Here is a 17278-nt window from a genome sequence, read left to right as displayed (position 1 = left end):
AGAACATATGGGTGGGAAATTACGCTGTTTAAAGGGTGCTGAAAACGAAAATACCCCGGATGAACCGGGGTATCTTGATGTGTATCAATTCCATGCGCGAAGTGGCGAAAATGCCTATTCGGAGCCGACATCCGCAAGGTTCGGGGCGTCGTTGCCACCTTCGCCGGGAGCATCGCTATCGGTGAGGCGCGGGCGGCGCGGACGGCCGGCAGCGCGACGACGCGGCTGGCGCGGCTCCTCGGTGCCCTGGGCTTCCTCGATGGCAACTTCCGCTGGCGTTCCGACGATTTCGGGCTGAGGGCCGGTACCGTCGTTGACGGGAGCGGGAGCTGCGGCCGGCGTACGTGGCGTGTAGACGCGCGGTGTGCGTGGCTGGCGTGGCGCCCGCTGGGCTTCGGCCTGCGGCTGGGGCTGATCGCCCTCGCCCGGCGTTGCATCCTGCTGGACCGGAGCCGGCTGCGGTGCCGGGCTCGGCTGCTGGCTGGCGACGGGACCGTGGGCCGGCTGCTGCGGCATCGACTGCTGCGGCGCATTGCGGCTCTGCATCGAAGGCGCGATCATTGGCTGATCGTCCATCTCGTTGCCGTCCATGTCGTCCATGTCGCGCTCGTTGCCGTCGCGATCATTGAAATCCTGCCTGTCTTCGCGCTGGAAGCGTTCCTGCATCTGCGCCTGTGCGGCGGCGATGATGCGGTAATAGTGCTCAGCGTGCTGAAGATAGTTTTCCGCCATGACGCGGTCGCCGGAAGAGTGGGAATCGCGAGCCAGTGTCGAGTATTTCTCGGCGATGTGCTGGGCGGTACCGCGGATCTTCACATCGGGACCGGAACTATCGTAAGTCCGCGTCAGGGGGTTCGATCCCTTCCGATTGAAGTTGTTGTTCTGGCTGTTATTGCTGCTGCTGCCGCTGCTGGGGTTTCCGCCGCCGCTGCCGCCGCCGTTGTTGCCACGCCCTCGACCGCGCTTGTTCTGCTGTCCTGGCCTCATAGATCCTTCACCTGAATTCTCTTGTTGTGATAATTGCGCGCGGCACCCTGCCGCCATGGCCGGACAAACCGAGCCAGGGCCTGCGTGCCGCAAGCAGATCGGGTCTAACCCCCGTCTGCCGCTCGACTACGTCAGATTAACTGAATCACGCATCGGGTACGTTCAACCTTCAACACTCTTTCAAGAGAGCGGACCCCTGAGGCTGACCGGAACCCGAACGAATCTCCCATTCGTTTCCGGCTGCCCAACGCGTGAGCGCAACCTATATTGCTTCCCGGCTAAATCCAAGTCCTTTTCTTTAACAGCATAATAAAGTAGGAAAGACTTGTATTTTCAGCGTGTTATATACCTTTTGCGAAGATCAGGGCGCGGTCGTTGTGACCATAATCGCGCGCCGCCTCTATCAATCTGAACCCCGAGCCCTCGAACAAGGCGGTGACTGTCGGGCGCTGGTCATAACCGATTTCGAGACCGAGCACGCCGTCGTCGTGAAGAAATTGCGCAGCGTCCGCAGCGATTGCCCGGTAGGCATCGAGGCCATCCCGGCCGCCATCGAGCGCCGCCGTCGGATCGAAATCCCTGACCTCCGGAGCCAGTGTCTGCATCACGTCCGATACGATATAAGGGGGATTTGAGACGATTGCGTGAAACCGCCCCGAAATCGGCGTGAACCAGCTGCCCTCTGCGGTGCGGAACCGGTCGGCAAGGCCATTCCGTTCGGCATTTCCCCTGGCCGTCACTAGCGCGTCGGCGGAGATGTCGCTGCCCAAACCCCTTGCCTCCCGACATTCATGCAGCAGAGCGAGGCAGATGGCGCCGGTGCCGGTGCCCATGTCGAGAATGTCGATGCTCGCATGCACGCCGACCAGTCTGCGCAGATGCGGCAGGATGCTGTCCACCAGGATCTCGGTGTCCGCCCGGGGCTCCAGCGTCGCTGGCGACAGGCGCAGCGGCAGGCCGTAGAATTCCCTCTCGCCAAGAATGCGATGCACCGGCTCATGGCGCAAACGACGCGCGATGGCGTCCTCCAGACGCGCGACCCCTTCGGCATCCACCGTTTCGTTGGAGCGGATGACAATCTCGGTGAACGTAAGCCCGAACAGCCCGGATACCAGCACCTTGGCGTCGGCGGCAGGATCGTCGAGACCCGCCTCCGCAAACCGGTTGCGCGCCGATGCCTGCAATGCGCCGATTGTCTGGCCGGCGTCGCTCACATGCGATCCCCGAGCTGGGCAAGCTGGCTTGCCTGGTGATCGGCACGCAGTGCATCGACGACATCGTCGATCTCGCCTTCCATCATGCGGTCGAGCTTGTAGAGCGTCAGGTTGATGCGATGGTCGGTGATGCGCCCTTGCGGAAAATTATAGGTGCGAATGCGCTCCGAGCGATCGCCGGAGCCGACCTGGCTCTTGCGGTCGGCCGAGCGCTCGTTGTCGACCCGCTGGCGCTCCATGTCGTAGAGCCTGGAGCGAAGCACCTGCATCGCCTTGGCGCGATTCTGGTGCTGCGATTTTTCTGAACTGGTGACGACGATGCCAGACGGCAGATGGGTGATGCGAACAGCCGAATCCGTCGTGTTGACGTGCTGGCCGCCGGCGCCCGACGAGCGCATCGTGTCGATGCGGATATCCTGCTCGCGCACTTCGATATCCACCTCTTCGGCCTCGGGAAGCACCGCCACCGTGGCCGCAGAAGTGTGAATGCGGCCGCCGGCCTCGGTAGCCGGCACGCGCTGCACCCGGTGAACCCCGGACTCGAACTTCAGCTTGGAGAACACGCCCTTGCCGGTGATCGTCGCGATCACTTCCTTGTAGCCGCCCGCTTCGCCATCGCTCGATGAAAGAATTTCGACCTTCCAGCCGTTCACCGAGGCAAAGCGCTCGTACATGCGGAACAGGTCGCCGGCAAACAGCGCCGCTTCGGAACCACCGGTCCCGGCGCGGATTTCGAGGATGGCGCTCTTTTCGTCGGCGGCGTCCTTCGGCAGCAGCAGAATCTGGATCTCGGTCTCCAGCGTCTCTATACGCTCGCGCACCCCGGGCAGTTCCATGTCGGCCAGATCGCGCATCTCGCGGTCCACCGTCTTGTCGCCCAGCATCGCTTCGAGATCGGCCCGCTCCGCCGTCGCTTTTTCGTAGTCGCGGATCTTCATGACGACGGGCTGCAACTCGGAATATTCGGACGCCAGCTTGACGTAGACATCCGCCGCCGGGCCTTCGGACATGCGCGCCTCGATCTCGCCGAACCGGCGCTCCAGCTCACGCATTTTTTCAACAGGTAGTGTAGCCACAGTCGAACTCCGAATTTTTCCAAGGCGCCCTGATGTCAGGCGCCGTCATCCATGGCGATTATCTGGCGGCCAGCCGTTGAACTGCACGCCTCGCCCCCGATCCTTCCTCATTTCTGTGCTTGTTACAGGAATCCAGTGCGCCCAGTCCTGGGCGCGCAAGACCTCCCGATTGCCGAGACAAGTCTTTTCACGACGCAGACGCGCCGTGGCTGGATTCCTGTGACAAGCACAGGAATGAGGGGGAGAGCGTCGCGCCTTCCAGACCCGCGCGAGAACCAGACTGCGGGAAACAGGACCCTAGCTCCCCATGCCTGGCCCAACCCTGAAAGGACGGGCAGATCGCCTCTTACCTCTTTCCACCGCAGTCAGCAACAGACTGCGCAAGAGCAGCTAAAGGGGAATATTATGGGTCAATGCGAACTGCGCAAGGATGTCCCGCACCGAGAGCGTCGGGTTGCGGTCGTCCAATGCCTCTTCCATGACCGCCGCCAGCGCGCCGACATCGAGACCCAGCAGCATCGCCTTGACCGGCCCGATCGAGGCTGGCGACATCGACACCGAGCGGAAGCCGATGCCCATCAGCGCCATCGCCGAGATCGGCTTGCCGGCAAGCTCGCCACACAGCGTCACCGGTGTCTTGTTGCGCTCGCCGGCGCGCACGATATCCCGCAGGATGCGCAGGAAAGGCCGCCCGAGCGTGTCGAACCGGTCGGACACACGGGCATTGCCGCGATCGACCGCCATGGAAAACTGGAACAGGTCGTTGGAGCCGACCGAGACGAAATCGACGGCTGCCATCAATTCGTCGAGCTGCCAGAGCAGCGCCGGTACTTCGAGCATGGCGCCGAACTGCAGCTTGCGCGGCAGCGCATGGCCGAAGCGCGACAGATGATGCACTTCCTTCTGCAGCAGTTCGCGCACCGCCTTGATCTCGGAAACCTCCGTGACCATCGGCACCATCATCTTCAGTTCGCCGTCGGCGGCAGCCTTCAGCATGGCGCGCAGCTGCGTGCGCAACAGGCCCGGCCTATCCAGCGAAAGCCGGATGGCGCGCCAGCCGAGTGCCGGATTTTCTTCCTGATGCGCCCGGAAGTAGGGCACGACCTTGTCGCCGCCGATATCCAGCGTACGGAAGGTGACGACGTGGTCGCCTGCCTGCTTCAGGACATTGCGGTAGAACATTTCCTGCTCGTCGGCCTTCGGCATGGTCGAGGCGATCATGAACTGCAGCTCGGTGCGAAACAGGCCGATGCCTTCGGCGCCGGATTCGGCCAATTGCGGAAGATCGACCAGCAGTCCTGCATTCATCAGCAACGAGATACGCTGGCCGTCCCGCGTCACCGGCTCGACGGCACGCAGCGCCCGGAACTGCTCCTGGCGGCGGGCGCGAAACTTGACCTTCTCTTCGTAGGACTTCAGGTGATCGGCCATCGGCCGCAGGTGCACATGGCCCTCGTCGCCGTCGATGATGACGGAATCGCCATTTTCCGCCAGCGCCACGACGCCGGCCGCCTGGCCGACGACCGGAATGCCCATGGCCCGGGCAACGATCACGACATGGCTGGTGATGGCGCTGTCTTCCAGCACCAGGCCGCGAATGTTGTCGCGCGGATAATCGAGCAGCTCGGCGGCCCCCATGGCGCGGGCGAAGATGACTGCGTCGTTGGGAAAACCATCCGTCGTGTTGCGGCCGGTATGGCCGGTCAGTTGTCGCAGCAGCCGGTTCGCGAGGTCCTCGAAATCGTGCATGCGGTCGCGCAGGTACGGGTCGGTGAGCCGCATCATCCGAGCCTTCGTGTCGCTCTGCACTTTCTCGACCGCAGCCTCGGCCGTCAGGCCGTTGCGGATCGCCTCCTCGAGCTTGCGAACCCAGCCCTGGTCGTGGGCAAACATCCGATAGGTTTCCAGGACCTCACGGTGCTCGCCCTCCATCGACACGTCGCGGCGCGACAGCATGTCATCAATGGAAATGCGCAAGGAGCCGAGGGCATCGGCCATGCGCGAGATTTCGTGGTCGGTGTCTTCGTTGAGCAGGTTGGTGACGACGACGCGCGGCTCGTGCAGGACGACATAGCCGAGGCCGATGCCTTCATTGTAGCTGTCGCCGTCGATGGTGACAGAGCGCGTCAGGTCGAGTTCGAGGCCGGGCTTCGAGATCTTCTTGAGGTCGCCGGTAGCGATCATCTCGGCCAGCACCATGGCCGTCGTCTCAAGCGCCTCCAGTTCCTCGTCGCGGTAGGTGCGGCTGGCCTTGTTCTGCACGACGAGAACGCCGAGCGACCGGCCGGCCCGCAGGATCGGCACGCCGAGGAAGGAGTGGTAGATCTCTTCTCCGGTTTCCGGCAGATATCGGAAGGCCGGGTGGGACTGGGCGTCGGAGAGATTGAGAGATTGCGCCGAGGCGGCGATGGTGCCGACGAGGCCCTGGCCCATCTTCAATTGCGCAAGATGGACGGAATCCTTGTTGAGACCTTCGGTGGCATAGAGCTCGAGCACCCCGTCGGCGCGCAGAACGTAGACCGAGCACACCTCGGCCACCATGTTGCTGGCGATCTGGCGAACGATCCGGTCAAGGCGATCCTGCGGTTCAAGCGGCTCCGCCATCAGCTCGCGCAGCCGCTTGAGCAGGACGCGCGGACCGCCGGAAAGGTCTCTCATTGCGTCACGCTCCCGAAAATCATGTCCACGCTGCGAAGGGTGTCACGAAGCATTTCGCGCTTCGCCCTGCCCCTCTGCAGTTTCAAATCAACTCTTATCCAGACCGTAGCAGGAATGCAAAGTCCTGACTGCAAGTTCTGCATAGGGGCCGTCGATCAGGATCGAAATCTTGATTTCCGAGGTGGTGATTGCCTTGATGTTGATGCCTTTTTCAGCAAGTGCCCGGAAAGCGCTCGCTGCAACGCCTGCGTGCGAACGCATGCCGATGCCAATCACCGAAACCTTGACCAGACCCGATTCGTTCTGGATGACATCGTAGCCGATCTGGCTCTTGTGTTCGCCGAGAACGGCGAGCGCCTTGTCGACGTCGCCGGACGGCACGGTGAAGGTCATATCCGTGGTCGAGCCGTCCTCGGAGATGTTCTGGACGATCATGTCGACATTGATATGGTTTTCAGCGAGCGGCCCGAAAATCGCAGCCGACACGCCGGGGCGGTCGGAAAGCCGCCGGAGCGAAATCTGCGCTTCATCCTTGGCATAGGCGATGCCGGTTACGACTTCCTGTTCCACGATCTCTTCCTCATCACAAATCAGCGTTCCGGGCGGGTTCAGAAGGTCGCCCATGCCCGGCGCATCGGGGTCTTCGAAAGACGAGCGCACGAAGGTGCGGACCTTGAATACCATGGCAAGTTCGACCGAACGCACCTGCAGCACCTTGGCGCCAAGCGACGCCATCTCGAGCATTTCCTCGAAGGCGATCTTTTTCAGGCGGCGCGCCTTCGGCACGATGCGCGGGTCGGTCGTATAGACGCCGTCAACGTCTGTGTAGATGTCGCAGCGGTCGGCCTTGACGGCTGCAGCAATCGCCACCGCCGAGGTATCTGAACCGCCACGGCCGAGTGTCGAAATGCGATTGTCGGGACCGAGACCCTGGAAGCCGGCAACGACGGCCACCTGTCCCTCGCCCATGCGACGAATGATCTCGTCGCCGTTGATCTCGAGGATGCGGGCAGCGCCGTGCGCGTTGTCGGTCTTGATGGGGATCTGCCAGCCCTGCCAGGAACGCGCATTGATGCCGAGGTGCTGCAGCGCGATTGCCACCAGCCCCGAGGTCACCTGCTCGCCGGAAGCCACGACGGCGTCATATTCGCGCGCATCGTGCATCGGCGACGCATCGCGGGTCCATCCGACCAGTTCGTTGGTCTTGCCCGACATCGCCGAGACGACGACGGCGACTTCGTGGCCGGCATCGACCTCGCGTTTCACATGCCGGGCGACGACGCGAATACGATCCATGTCCGCGACGGAGGTCCCGCCGAATTTCATCACGATGCGTGCCATAAGCCTCTACCCATAGTGGCGCGCCTCGTCACTGAGACCCGCCATACGACAAGGCTCCGCCCGGGGCAGCAGCAAAAGCGGTGGCTTTTCATACTGCCGGTGCACCGAAAACGGAGCGTCTATTTCGGCCGTCTCATACCGACTTTGAAGGGTGCGTGCAATGGGCATGCGACATCGATATGAAGGGCGGCGAAAGCCGGCGGCAGTCCCAAACGATGCTCTAAATTAGACAACCTCGGCAACAAAGTCTTAAAGCTTATGCGCGAGTGTAGGTGAGCCGCTTCACGCAAAGCCAGAAATCGACGATGACCAACCCGCCCGCTCCGCGTTTCCTCGACCGCCTGAAGACGCTCGGCGCATCGCTTGTCTCCGTCAGCAATCCAGCCGTTCGTCGTCTGGAGCAGCAGCTGCGCGAAAAGGAAGCCACCATCGCGGAGCAAGCCGAGGCGCTGGCCCGTGGCCGCAGGATTTTCAACCGCGCGGCCGAGGCTGCCCGCATCGGCATATGGCAATGCAGCCTGCCCGACGAGACCCTGACCTGGACGGATGTGGTCTACGACATTTTCGACCTGCCGCGCGACCTGCAGGCGGGCCGTGCGGAAACGCTTGCCTGTTATACCCAGGCATCCGCCAAGGAATTGCAGGAAAAGCGCCGTCTTGCCATCGAGACCCGCAGCGGTTTCACGATGGATGCGGAGATCGTGACGCAGAAAGGCAATCATCGCTGGATCCGCATCACCGCCACGGTGGAATGCGAGGGCGAAGAGCCCGTGCGCATCTTCGGCATCAAGCAGGACATCACGGACGCCAAGCTGCTGTTCGAGCGCACCCGCCACCTTGCCGATTTCGACATGATGACCGGGCTTGCCAACCGCGCCCAATTCCAGCTGCGTCTCGCTGCTCTATGCGAGGAACACGACCGGTCGAAGGCGCCGGCAGCGTTGCTGCTGGTCGACCTCGACGGCTTCGAGGCGGTCAACGATACCTATGGCCATGCCACTGGCGACGCCTGCCTGATCGAGGCGGCTGACCGGCTTCGCGCCGTCTGCAATTGTGCCCATCTGATTGCCCGCATCGGCGGCGACGAGTTTGCGGTTCTGCTGCTGCAGGACGCCGAACGCGGGACGGTGACCGATATCGCGAGCGACATCGTCCAGATCGTCCGCCGGCCGATGATCCTCGGCGATCTCCTCCTGAACATCGGCGCCTCCGTCGGCGTAGCACTTGCCGACGGGTCCAGCCCGTCCGAATTGTTCCAGCGGGCCGACACGGCGCTCTATGCCGCCAAAGCCGCCGGCCGCAACACCTTCAGCATCTTCGAGCCATCAGAGCGCCAGACGCTCTGCGCACCGCGCAGCGCCGCCTGAACCAGCCGAGACCAGATAGGCTAGGCGAGGAACCCGCCCTTGCGCAGCCAGGCTTCATACCAGGCCGGCCAGGCGGCGGATGGCGTACCGGCCTTGCCCATGCCGAAGCCGTGGCCGCCGGTCGCGAGGCGGTGCATATCGACAGGCACACCGGCGCTCTTGCAGGCAGCAGCCATGATCAGCGTGTTGTGCGGATCGGAAACAGTATCGTCCTCCGCCTGGACGAGGAACATCGACGGGCAATGGGACCGCACATGCGGCTGCACCGACCATTCGGCGCTTTCCTCGTCATTCGGATGCCGGCCGATCAGCACGGTCTTTGTCGAGGTGTGGTCGTAGGGCGGCTCGAGCGTGATGATCGGATAGATCAGCGCTGCAGCATTCGGCCGCGCCGATTGCTTGTCGGCCTCGTCGACGGCGCGATACGACCGGTAGGCCGAGCGCGCCGACGCCAGTCCCATCAGATGGCCGCCGGATGAAAAACCGAGCACGCCGATGCGATCGGGATGAACGTCGTATTCGACGCTTCTCGCCCGGATCAGCCGCAGGGCGCGCTGTGCATCCTGAAGCGGTGCCCGGGGACCTTCCCGCCAGCCCTCCGACGGCAGCCGGTAGGACAGCACGAAGGCGGTGATGCCGCGATCGTTCAGCCAAAGCGCTGCCGGATGCGCCTCGCTTTCCATCTCGATCCGCTTGTAGCCGCCGCCCGCCGCCACCAGCATGGCCGCGCCGTTGGGCTTGGCCGGGCGGAAGACCTCGATGGATGGCGTGGCGATATTGCTGACGGCGCCCTTGGCGTTGGTCTCGACCGGCCCTTTCGGACCACGCCCGCCCGGGGCTCCTGCTGGCCAGAGCGGGATGACCGCATTGGCCGCGCTTGCCTGCCGCGATGCCGCGAGCAGCAGGGCCGCGCCGCCGGCCATAAGCAATGTTCTGCGATCGATCATGACGGTAATTTCCCATTGGAGTGGCGTTCAGACAGGTGCGGCAAGGTAAGGGCAAAACTGAGGCAGAACAGCCTCAAAGTGCCGTCCGCAAGCCATCCGGTGACGTAAAACTGCAAATAATGATGATCATGTCATCATACCAGTTGACGACGTCAGCTCAATTTGACAGGTTCCGGCGACTTAAACGGGAGGAAATGCGGCACCACGGCGCGGGGAAAGCCTGTTTGCAGCGTGCAGACAGACAACGCACGCCGTCGCCCGCATCGGATGAGATCAACAGGAGCCATCTCCGTGAGGGAGGGCTTCGCGGGACAGGCGGCAGACCCTCTGCGGTGACAGCCCCTGCACTCGTCTTGGGAGGAAGACATGGACGCCACGACACATTCACAGAGCGCCGAACAGCAGGTGGAGGCATCGACGATCCGGAAGATCTCGTTCCGCATCGTGCCGTTTATCGCGCTGATGTTCTTCATCAATTTCCTTGACCGGACGGCCATCTCGTTTGCCGGGCCGAACGGCATGACCCAGGATCTCGGCATGACGGCCGCCCAGTTCGGCCTTGCCGCCGGCATTTTCTTCTTCGGCTACATCGTGCTCGAGATTCCGAGCAACCTGGCGCTTCACCAGTACGGCGCACGCCGTTGGCTGTCGCGCATCATGGTCACCTGGGGCATCGTCGCCATGCTGTTCACCTGGGTCAGCAGCATCAACGGGCTCTACGCCCTGCGCTTCTTCCTCGGCGTCGCAGAAGCCGGCTTCTTTCCGGGGGCCATCCTCTATCTCAGCACCTGGGTGCCCGGCCGCCACCGCGCCAAGATCCTGGCACTCTTCTATCTCGCACAGCCGCTGACCACCGTGATCGGCGCGCCACTGGCCTCCGCCCTTATCCAGGCCCATGGAGTCTTCGGCCTCGAGGGCTGGCGGGTGATGTTCCTCGGCGTGTCCATCCCGGCCATCGTCGTCGGCATCATCACCTGGTTCTACCTGCCGGACACCCCCGTGGGCGCCAAGTGGCTCACCCCGGCGGAAAAGTCCTGGCTCAACAGTGCGCTGGCAAAAGAAGAGTCGGAGAAGGTGACGGGACGCCGCCACATGACGCTGCAGGCGCTGAAGGACGGCCGCGTCTGGCTCCTCTCGATTATCTATTTCGGCCTGATCTACGGTCTCTATGCGCTTGCCTTCTTCCTGCCGACGATCATTGGCGGCTTCGAGGCCAAGTTCGGCACCAAATTCGATGTCTTCGAAAAGGGCATGATAATAGCCATCCCCTATCTGCCTGCCGCCTTCGCGCTCTACTTCTGGAGCCGGGATGCAAGCAAGCGTGGCGTCCGTCTCTGGCATGTCGGCATTCCGGCGCTGGTCGGCGCCATCAGCATCCCGCTGGCACTGCTGATGTCATCGCCCGAGACGACGGTCCTCGTCGTCACCGTGACCGCCTGTGCGATCTTTGCAGCCCTGCCGAACTTCTGGTCGCTGCCGACAAGGTTCCTGACCGGCGCCGGCGCTGCGGCAGGCATTGCGCTCATCAACACGGTCGGCAACATAGCCGGCTTTGCAGCGCCCTACATCACCGGCGCCGTCAAGGATGCGACAGGCCTCTACGAGATGCCGATGTTCATCGTCGGGGGCTTCATGCTGGTCTCGGCTATCGTCGCTTTCTCCCTCGGCAAGACCCTCAGGGACCCCGCCGCAACCTGAAACCCGCCCTCCCCGTCGCAGCCAATAGACCGCGACGGGGAGGGCTACGACGACGCGTTAACCCTTATTTAACTATAGAGTTGCAACTGCCGCTCGGACGGGCAACAACACGGGGCATGCCCCTCGTAGCTCAACGGTAGAGCAGCTGCCTCGTTTGCAGAAGACCCAGGTTCAAGTCCTCGGCAGGGGCTCCCGCCACAATCACCCGGCTGTCCGGCGGCTGCACGACTAAATTTACTTCGATTTAACGAAATACAACTACAGATCATCCCATGGCCTCGTGGCGGAGTGGAGACGCAAGGGGAGTGAATTCCCCACAGCTTGGTTCGAATCCAGGCGAGGCCTCCATATGAGCGCATGGCCGATCACCACCGCCTGCACCCGTTTTCCCGCCCTCAGCGTGTCTAGCGATACCCCTATTCCCCGCAGTGGGCGAGAATGACGTCAACAAGGGCCGACAGCGGCGCGGTGGCATCGATCGGCGTCGCATTGTGCGTATTGTATGGAATGTCTTCCTTTGTCGCATGCATTTGCATGACAAGTCTCCGTTCCGCCGGCTTGCCACCGAACTCGTCCGCGGGTCTGCTCGCCAGCCGCCTTTCTAGCGTGGCTCTATCGACATCGAGAACAAAGACCCCGTCGAACAGATCGATAAATTGATGGAAATTCCTCGAGCCGCCACAGAAGAAGGTGATGGGGTGGCTTAGATCGGCGATCAGATGTTTGACTTTGCCGACATCCCAGACATGGTGGCGGTGTCCGAAGGCAACATCCACTGGCCCTCCATACGTTGTCATATCGAGTGGCTCGCCGGTCTGTGGATCGCCTTTATAGGCCAATTCACGGTCGCCGTGGACGGTGTGATAGCCGCGCCGCTCCAACTCCGTGGCAACCGACGTCTTGCCGGTACCGGAAACGCCCTCGATCAGATAATTTTTCACGCCCATCCGGTTCTCCTGCGGTAGTCGCCGTGCACCGGCTTGGCAATTCGCTCATAGCGCCAGCGCGCCGGCAATGCTCATACCCTTTTGCCAGTGAACGGCGTTCCAACCGGAGGCACGCGCGGCCTGCACATTTTCCTCGGTGTCATCGATCAGGACGATACTTTCCGGAGCGACAGAAGTGGCTTGCGTGACGAGGGAGTAGAATTCGGGGCTCGGCTTCTGGTACCCAAGCGATGCGGAGTAGAAAATGCCATCGACTTTCTCCCGGAGCCCCATGTCTTCCATCAGGTATGCGGCGCGCATATGCTCCTGGTTTGTCGCGAGATAGACACGATCGCCGCGACATCTGATCTCCGAAACAGCATCGAGCACCGCGCTGTCGATCCGCGAGTCGTTGGCGAACCAGTAGTCGATAAAAGCATCGACGCTGACATCGGGCGCGATCTCGGCCAGAACTTCGGCAAGCTCCGGCACCAGAGGCTTGCGCCTGCTGACGATATCCTGCCAGCGCGGCACAAAAAACGCGCTTCGCAACGCATCGCGCGAAATCCCGAGGTCGGCACCGAGGTCAGTCCACCACTGCGCGCCATCCCCCGGACGACCGCACACCAACACTCCATCGACATCCAGCATGATAGTCCGCATTGCGTGATGCCTTTCGCCAAGCCTGCACAGGGTATTTTCCACAAGACTGTGACGGCTTCATTGCAGCGCATGGCGCGAGGAGAAGGCCGTTCGACAAAGGCGCATATTGGGGTGGGCGCCCCTGTCAGCAGCGCCTTTTCCGCACCACTCAAAATCCCCCTTCTGCCGAGCACCCACCGAGACCTCGGTAGCGGCCGTCTTCCGGAAGGAGGCAAGTGGTAAAGTAATCAAGATTGCAAACGCAACCAGATTACGGCAACCTTCACATTGAAAAACCTGTTACTTACTGCCACACCCTCTAAGGTCAAACCTCGCCTGGGACGCCCCCAAAACCCTCATTCCTGTGCCTGTCACAGGAATCCAGTCACGGCGCGTCTGCGACGTGGGAGGACTTTCTGTTGGCGAGGAAAGTATTTATCGCCCAAGGACTTGGGCGGCTGGATTCCTGTGACGAGCACAGGAATGAGGGAAGTTGGGGTCGCTTTTGACCTTCTCGCTGACCTCAGACTCACACCATCCACACACGCTCTCTCCTCTCTGGTTCCCTCATCCCCGCAGCACCTCATGGGGTAAACCGTTGGGATTTCCGTTTGGAAACAATGCCGGCATCATATTTTCATCCCCGTGCTTTCATCCCGATCTATAATCACCCCGTTCCGCCATTGGATACACCGGTCTGCGTTGCCGGCGAGGTGGGGTCGGGTCTTGGAGGGGTTGCCGTCTACGCAGGCACGTCTTCAAGGGTCCGCAGAAAGTGGATCCCTTCGGGCCCCTAGGCTCGGCGTGCCTGTGTGGCATAACTCCGGCAGCTTTTCCCCTCAAAGGGACCTGGGTCGGAAACAGAGGATCCGGAGTTGCGGATAAAAACTGTCGAACGGGGCACATCGCGTGTCACTTCACTAAAAAATCATCAGGCACACGATGTGCCCCGGCCATCAGAATTGTCATGATACGGACCGAACAGGCCGCGTGAACGGGGACATGTGACGGCGCGACAAGGCAAGCCTGCGGACAGGGGCAGAGAGACGATCCTGCTGCGGTCGAATGACGCGGGGCGGCCGGCGTGGTCGTCTCCCGCGTGCAAACGAAGACCTCTCGCCCTTGACTTCCAGCACCGATCGTCCGACTTCACTGAGACAGGACAAGGAACCCGACGATGACCGAAGCGGCTCAGAACACCACGGCAAAGACCACCATCGACCAGAGCGAAGTCGACCGCTTTTCGGCAATGGCGGCGGAATGGTGGAGCCCGACCGGCAAGTTCAAGCCACTGCACAAATTCAATCCCGTCCGGCTCGCCTACATCCGCGACCGCGCCGCCGAGAATTTTGGCCGCGACCCACGCAGCGCCCGCCCGCTGGAAGGCCTGCGCGTGCTCGATATCGGCTGTGGCGGCGGGCTTCTTTCCGAACCCATGGCCCGCATGGGCGCCGAAGTGGTGGGCGCAGATCCGTCCGAAAAGAACATCGGCATCGCCTCCACCCATGCCCGCCAGTCGGGCGTCGAGGTCGACTATCGCCCGGTCACCGCCGAACAACTGGCTGAGGCCGGCGAGACTTTCGACATCATCCTCAACATGGAGGTCGTCGAGCACGTTTCCGACGTTGAGTTCTTCCTGTCGACCTGCGCGAAGATGGTGCGGCCCGGCGGCATGATGTTCGTCGCCACCATCAACCGCACGATGAAGGCCGCTGCTCTTGCCATCTTTGCCGCCGAAAACGTTCTGCGCTGGCTGCCGCGCGGCACCCATCAATATGAAAAGCTGGTACGACCGGAAGAAGTGGAAAAGCCGCTGATCGCCAATGGCCTGATCTTCACCGCCCGCACCGGCGTGTTCTTCTCGCCGCTGCAGAACCAGTGGAACCTGTCGAAGGACATGGACGTGAATTACATGATGGTGGCAAAACGGCCGGCCTGAGCCGCGACGCGTCATCCTATGGCATTTCATGCTGCGCGGGAGGCGCGGGGTTATTAGACCGGTCGATGGGTCGGCGGAAAGGACAGCGTCAGTTGGCGTCGTCCGGCAATGTCGGAAGCGGGGCGATCTCGATGCCTTCCTCGATCAGCGAGCGTGCTTCGGCAGGCGTTGCCTGGCCGATGATGCCACGGGCGTCGGCCTCTCCGTAATGGATCTTGCGGGCCTCCTCCGGAAACTTGGGCCCGACATCTTCCGAATTCGCCTTGATGGCGGCAACGGCGTCCTTCAGCGTGGCGATTGCCTGCTTGCGGGCCGTGTCCATCGCCAGCGTCGTCAGCGCTTCCCGGGTCCGGGCCGTCGAAACGGACGGTGCCATCAGCATCTTGCCGATGGCCGAGGATCCGCAGGTCGGGCAGCTCAGCAACCCGCTTTCGACCTGTCGCTCGAAGTCGGCGCTTTGCGAAAACCAGCCCTCGAACTCGTGGCCGTGGTCGCAGCTGAGCGAATAGCGGATCACGCAGCGACACCCCCGGCCGTTGCGGCCTCGATCGTCTCCAGCGTAAACGCACGGCCGTTTTTCAGATTGGGGATCTTTTCGCGGGCAGCCTTGACTGCGGCAACGTCGATATCAGCCACCAGCACGGCCTCGCCGCTGCCGCCGGCAGAGGCCAGAACCTTTCCCCAGGGATCGACGATCATCGAATGGCCATATGTCTCGCGGCCGTCCTGATGGACGCCGGCCTGGGCTGCGGCGATGACGAACATGCCGTTCTCGATGGCCCGTGCCCTCAGGAGGATTTCCCAGTGAGCCTCGCCAGTCTGGCGGGTAAAGGCGGCAGGAATGCTCATCACTTCGGCGCCGGCAACGGCCTGGCTGCGGAAAAGCTCGGGAAAGCGGACATCGTAGCAGATCGAGAAGCCGAGTTTTGCAAACGGCAGCGACACCACCCGAGCCTCGGAGCCTGGACGATAGACGGCACTCTCGCGCCAGCTTTCGCCATTGTCGAGATCGACGTCGAACATGTGGATCTTGTCGTAGCGCGTCACCAGGCTGCCATCCGGACCGAACAGGAAACCGCGATTGGCGATCTTTCCATCGTCCAGCGAGATGGCCGTCGAGCCGATGTGCAGGTGGATGCCGAGTTCCGCCGCTATCCGCGACGCTGCGGCAACGACGAGATCATCGGCCTCGTTGCACAGGATAGCCCTCAGGCCGGGTCGGTCGCGCTGGATGGCACCGGTCATTTCAGGCGTCTGGATATAGACCGCACCACTCGACGCGGCGTCGCGCACCAGGCGCACCATATCGGCGACGTTCTTCTCCGGGTCGGTGCCCGAGCACATCTGGATAGCGGCGGCCTTGAAGCTCATGATTTATCCTCAGGCGGCAAGAAGCGGATCGAGCTTGCCCGCCCTGTCGAGCGCGTGCAGGTCGTCGCAGCCTCCGACATGCAGGCCGTCGATGAAGATTTGCGGAAAGGTCGTGCCGCCGTTCGATTTGGCGATCATTTCCTCGCGCATCTCGGGCGAATAGGTGGCATTGTGCTCGACAAAGGCGACGCCCTTGGCCCCAAGCAGCGATTTTGCCTTGGCGCAGTAGCCGCAGAACTCACGCGTGTAAATAACGACGGATGCCATGGTCACTCCGGGTTTGAACAGCTTTCCTGTCATATAGGCATGGCGAGCGCCCGCGCAAAGGTCAAGACGGTGACATCGGCGGCGCCCGCCTTTTTCAGCACCCGCGTCGCCGCCGCGACGGTCGCTCCCGTCGTGTAGACGTCGTCGATGAGCACGATGCGCCGGCCGAAGACATCGTTGTCGCGGTGGCGTGCGATTGCAAAGGCGCCCCGGACATTGTCTTGCCGGGCCCGGGCACCAAGCCCGACCTGCTGGCTGGTCCGCTTGATCCGGACAAGCGTCGCCGGCAGCAGCGGCTTGCCGGAGAGTGACGCCAGATGACGGGCAAGTTCGGCTGCCTGGTTGAACTTACGCGAAAACAGACGGGTGCGGTGGAGCGGCACCGGGATCAGCGCATCGCAACCGGCAACCGCACCGTCGCTGGCGCGCAGCATCCATTCGGCCATCATCCGCGCAAGGTCGATGCGGTCGCGATATTTGAGGCCGTGGACGAGATCGCGCACCACCCCGTCATGGATCGCTGCCGAGCGCAGCCGGTCGAACGGCGGAGGATCGGCAATCGCCTCGGCGCTGAGGATGCCGGCGCCGAGATCGTGGGTAAACGGGCTACCCATCACCTCGCAATAGGGCCGCTCGACGAAACGGATCGTCGACCAGCAGCGCGGGCAAAGGCTGCGATGGCTGCCGGTCGAGGCGCCACAGGCAGCACAGCCGGGCGGATAGAGCAGATCGGCCAGCATAAACCACGGCCGCAGCAGCCCGCGTCCGATGAGCGCAGCGGTGATTTCCGGTCGGCTTGTCCCCATATGCCCCATATGATTGACAATAGCCCGTTCCTCGCGCCA

15 protein-coding genes and 2 tRNA genes are annotated in these 17278 nt (G+C 62.4%); 5 read left to right on the top strand and 12 right to left on the bottom strand.

Going from position 1 to position 17278, the window contains the following annotated elements:
* Nucleotides 1-114: 114 nt before the first annotated feature.
* From J5278_RS03565 to J5278_RS03545, 5 genes are all read right to left on the bottom strand, one after another.
* The gene (locus J5278_RS03565; protein WP_142824832.1) at nt 115-987 is read right to left on the bottom strand and encodes a DUF4167 domain-containing protein; all 873 of its coding nucleotides are present in this window, start codon (nt 985-987) and stop codon (nt 115-117) included.
* A 341-nt stretch (nt 988-1328) separates the two neighbouring features.
* Nucleotides 1329-2201: a peptide chain release factor N(5)-glutamine methyltransferase gene (gene prmC, locus J5278_RS03560; protein WP_209185041.1), complete on the bottom strand. Its 873-nt coding sequence runs from the start codon at nt 2199-2201 to the stop codon at nt 1329-1331.
* Nucleotides 2198-3277, bottom strand: a complete 1080-nt coding sequence (gene prfA / locus J5278_RS03555; protein ID WP_209185042.1) for a peptide chain release factor 1 — start codon at nt 3275-3277, stop codon at nt 2198-2200. The genes prmC and prfA overlap by 4 nt, the downstream gene beginning before the upstream one ends.
* Before the next feature lie 390 nt (nt 3278-3667).
* Nucleotides 3668-5935, bottom strand: a complete 2268-nt coding sequence (ptsP, locus tag J5278_RS03550; RefSeq protein WP_209185043.1) for a phosphoenolpyruvate--protein phosphotransferase — start codon at nt 5933-5935, stop codon at nt 3668-3670.
* 87 nt (nt 5936-6022) lie between these two features.
* On the bottom strand, nt 6023-7276 hold the full coding sequence (locus J5278_RS03545; protein ID WP_142824828.1) for an aspartate kinase: 1254 nt from the start codon (nt 7274-7276) through the stop codon (nt 6023-6025).
* 305 nt (nt 7277-7581) lie between these two features.
* Here J5278_RS03545 and J5278_RS03540 point away from each other — a divergent pair, with 305 nt between their 5' ends.
* Nucleotides 7582-8643 carry a sensor domain-containing diguanylate cyclase gene (locus J5278_RS03540; RefSeq protein WP_219258309.1) on the top strand — a complete coding sequence of 354 codons (1062 nt, stop codon included), beginning with the start codon at nt 7582-7584 and terminating at the stop codon, nt 8641-8643.
* 20 nt (nt 8644-8663) lie between these two features.
* Here the strand turns inward: J5278_RS03540 and J5278_RS03535 are convergent, their stop codons facing one another.
* Nucleotides 8664-9590: an alpha/beta hydrolase gene (locus tag J5278_RS03535; RefSeq protein ID WP_209185045.1), complete on the bottom strand. Its 927-nt coding sequence runs from the start codon at nt 9588-9590 to the stop codon at nt 8664-8666.
* A gap of 366 nt (nt 9591-9956) precedes the next feature.
* Between J5278_RS03535 and J5278_RS03530 the strand changes: the two genes are divergently transcribed.
* From J5278_RS03530 to J5278_RS03520, 3 genes are all read left to right on the top strand, one after another.
* A complete protein-coding gene (locus tag J5278_RS03530) occupies nt 9957-11288 on the top strand; it encodes an MFS transporter (RefSeq protein WP_219258308.1) in 1332 nt (443 codons plus the stop codon).
* A 118-nt stretch (nt 11289-11406) separates the two neighbouring features.
* Nucleotides 11407-11479: transfer RNA gene (locus tag J5278_RS03525), tRNA-Thr, on the top strand.
* An 83-nt stretch (nt 11480-11562) separates the two neighbouring features.
* Nucleotides 11563-11636: transfer RNA gene (locus J5278_RS03520), tRNA-OTHER, on the top strand.
* Nucleotides 11637-11704: 68 nt separating this feature from the next.
* Here the strand turns inward: J5278_RS03520 and J5278_RS03515 are convergent.
* Complete coding sequence (locus tag J5278_RS03515) at nt 11705-12235, bottom strand: nucleoside kinase (RefSeq protein WP_209185047.1); 531 nt, start codon at nt 12233-12235, stop codon at nt 11705-11707.
* A gap of 45 nt (nt 12236-12280) precedes the next feature.
* A complete protein-coding gene (locus tag J5278_RS03510) occupies nt 12281-12877 on the bottom strand; it encodes an HAD-IA family hydrolase (protein WP_209185048.1) in 597 nt (198 codons plus the stop codon).
* Between the two features lie 1156 nt (nt 12878-14033).
* Here J5278_RS03510 and ubiG point away from each other — a divergent pair.
* Entirely contained in the window at nt 14034-14795 is a 762-nt protein-coding gene (gene ubiG / locus J5278_RS03505) for a bifunctional 2-polyprenyl-6-hydroxyphenol methylase/3-demethylubiquinol 3-O-methyltransferase UbiG (RefSeq protein ID WP_209185049.1), read from the top strand.
* Between the two features lie 88 nt (nt 14796-14883).
* On the opposite strand, the gene J5278_RS03500 is transcribed toward ubiG, so the two are convergent.
* Genes J5278_RS03500 through J5278_RS03485 form a run of 4 tightly spaced genes read right to left on the bottom strand, consistent with a single transcriptional unit; the run spans nt 14884 to nt 17239 of the window.
* Nucleotides 14884-15312, bottom strand: a complete 429-nt coding sequence (locus J5278_RS03500; protein ID WP_209185050.1) for a DUF1178 family protein — start codon at nt 15310-15312, stop codon at nt 14884-14886.
* A complete protein-coding gene (locus J5278_RS03495) occupies nt 15309-16166 on the bottom strand; it encodes a carbon-nitrogen hydrolase family protein (RefSeq protein WP_209185051.1) in 858 nt (285 codons plus the stop codon). Before J5278_RS03495 ends, J5278_RS03500 begins: the two co-directional genes overlap by 4 nt.
* A 9-nt stretch (nt 16167-16175) precedes the next feature.
* Nucleotides 16176-16433 (bottom strand): glutaredoxin 3, encoded by a 258-nt coding sequence (grxC, locus tag J5278_RS03490; RefSeq protein ID WP_209185052.1) that lies wholly within the window; start codon nt 16431-16433, stop codon nt 16176-16178.
* A 29-nt stretch (nt 16434-16462) separates the two neighbouring features.
* The gene (locus tag J5278_RS03485; RefSeq protein ID WP_247749213.1) at nt 16463-17239 is read right to left on the bottom strand and encodes a ComF family protein; all 777 of its coding nucleotides are present in this window, start codon (nt 17237-17239) and stop codon (nt 16463-16465) included.
* Nucleotides 17240-17278 lie beyond the last annotated feature (39 nt).

The organism is Rhizobium sp. B21/90 (assembly GCF_019355815.1).
GTDB classification, from domain to species: domain Bacteria; phylum Pseudomonadota; class Alphaproteobacteria; order Rhizobiales; family Rhizobiaceae; genus Rhizobium; species Rhizobium rhododendri.
This window is presented reverse-complemented; position numbering and strand designations above follow the sequence as displayed.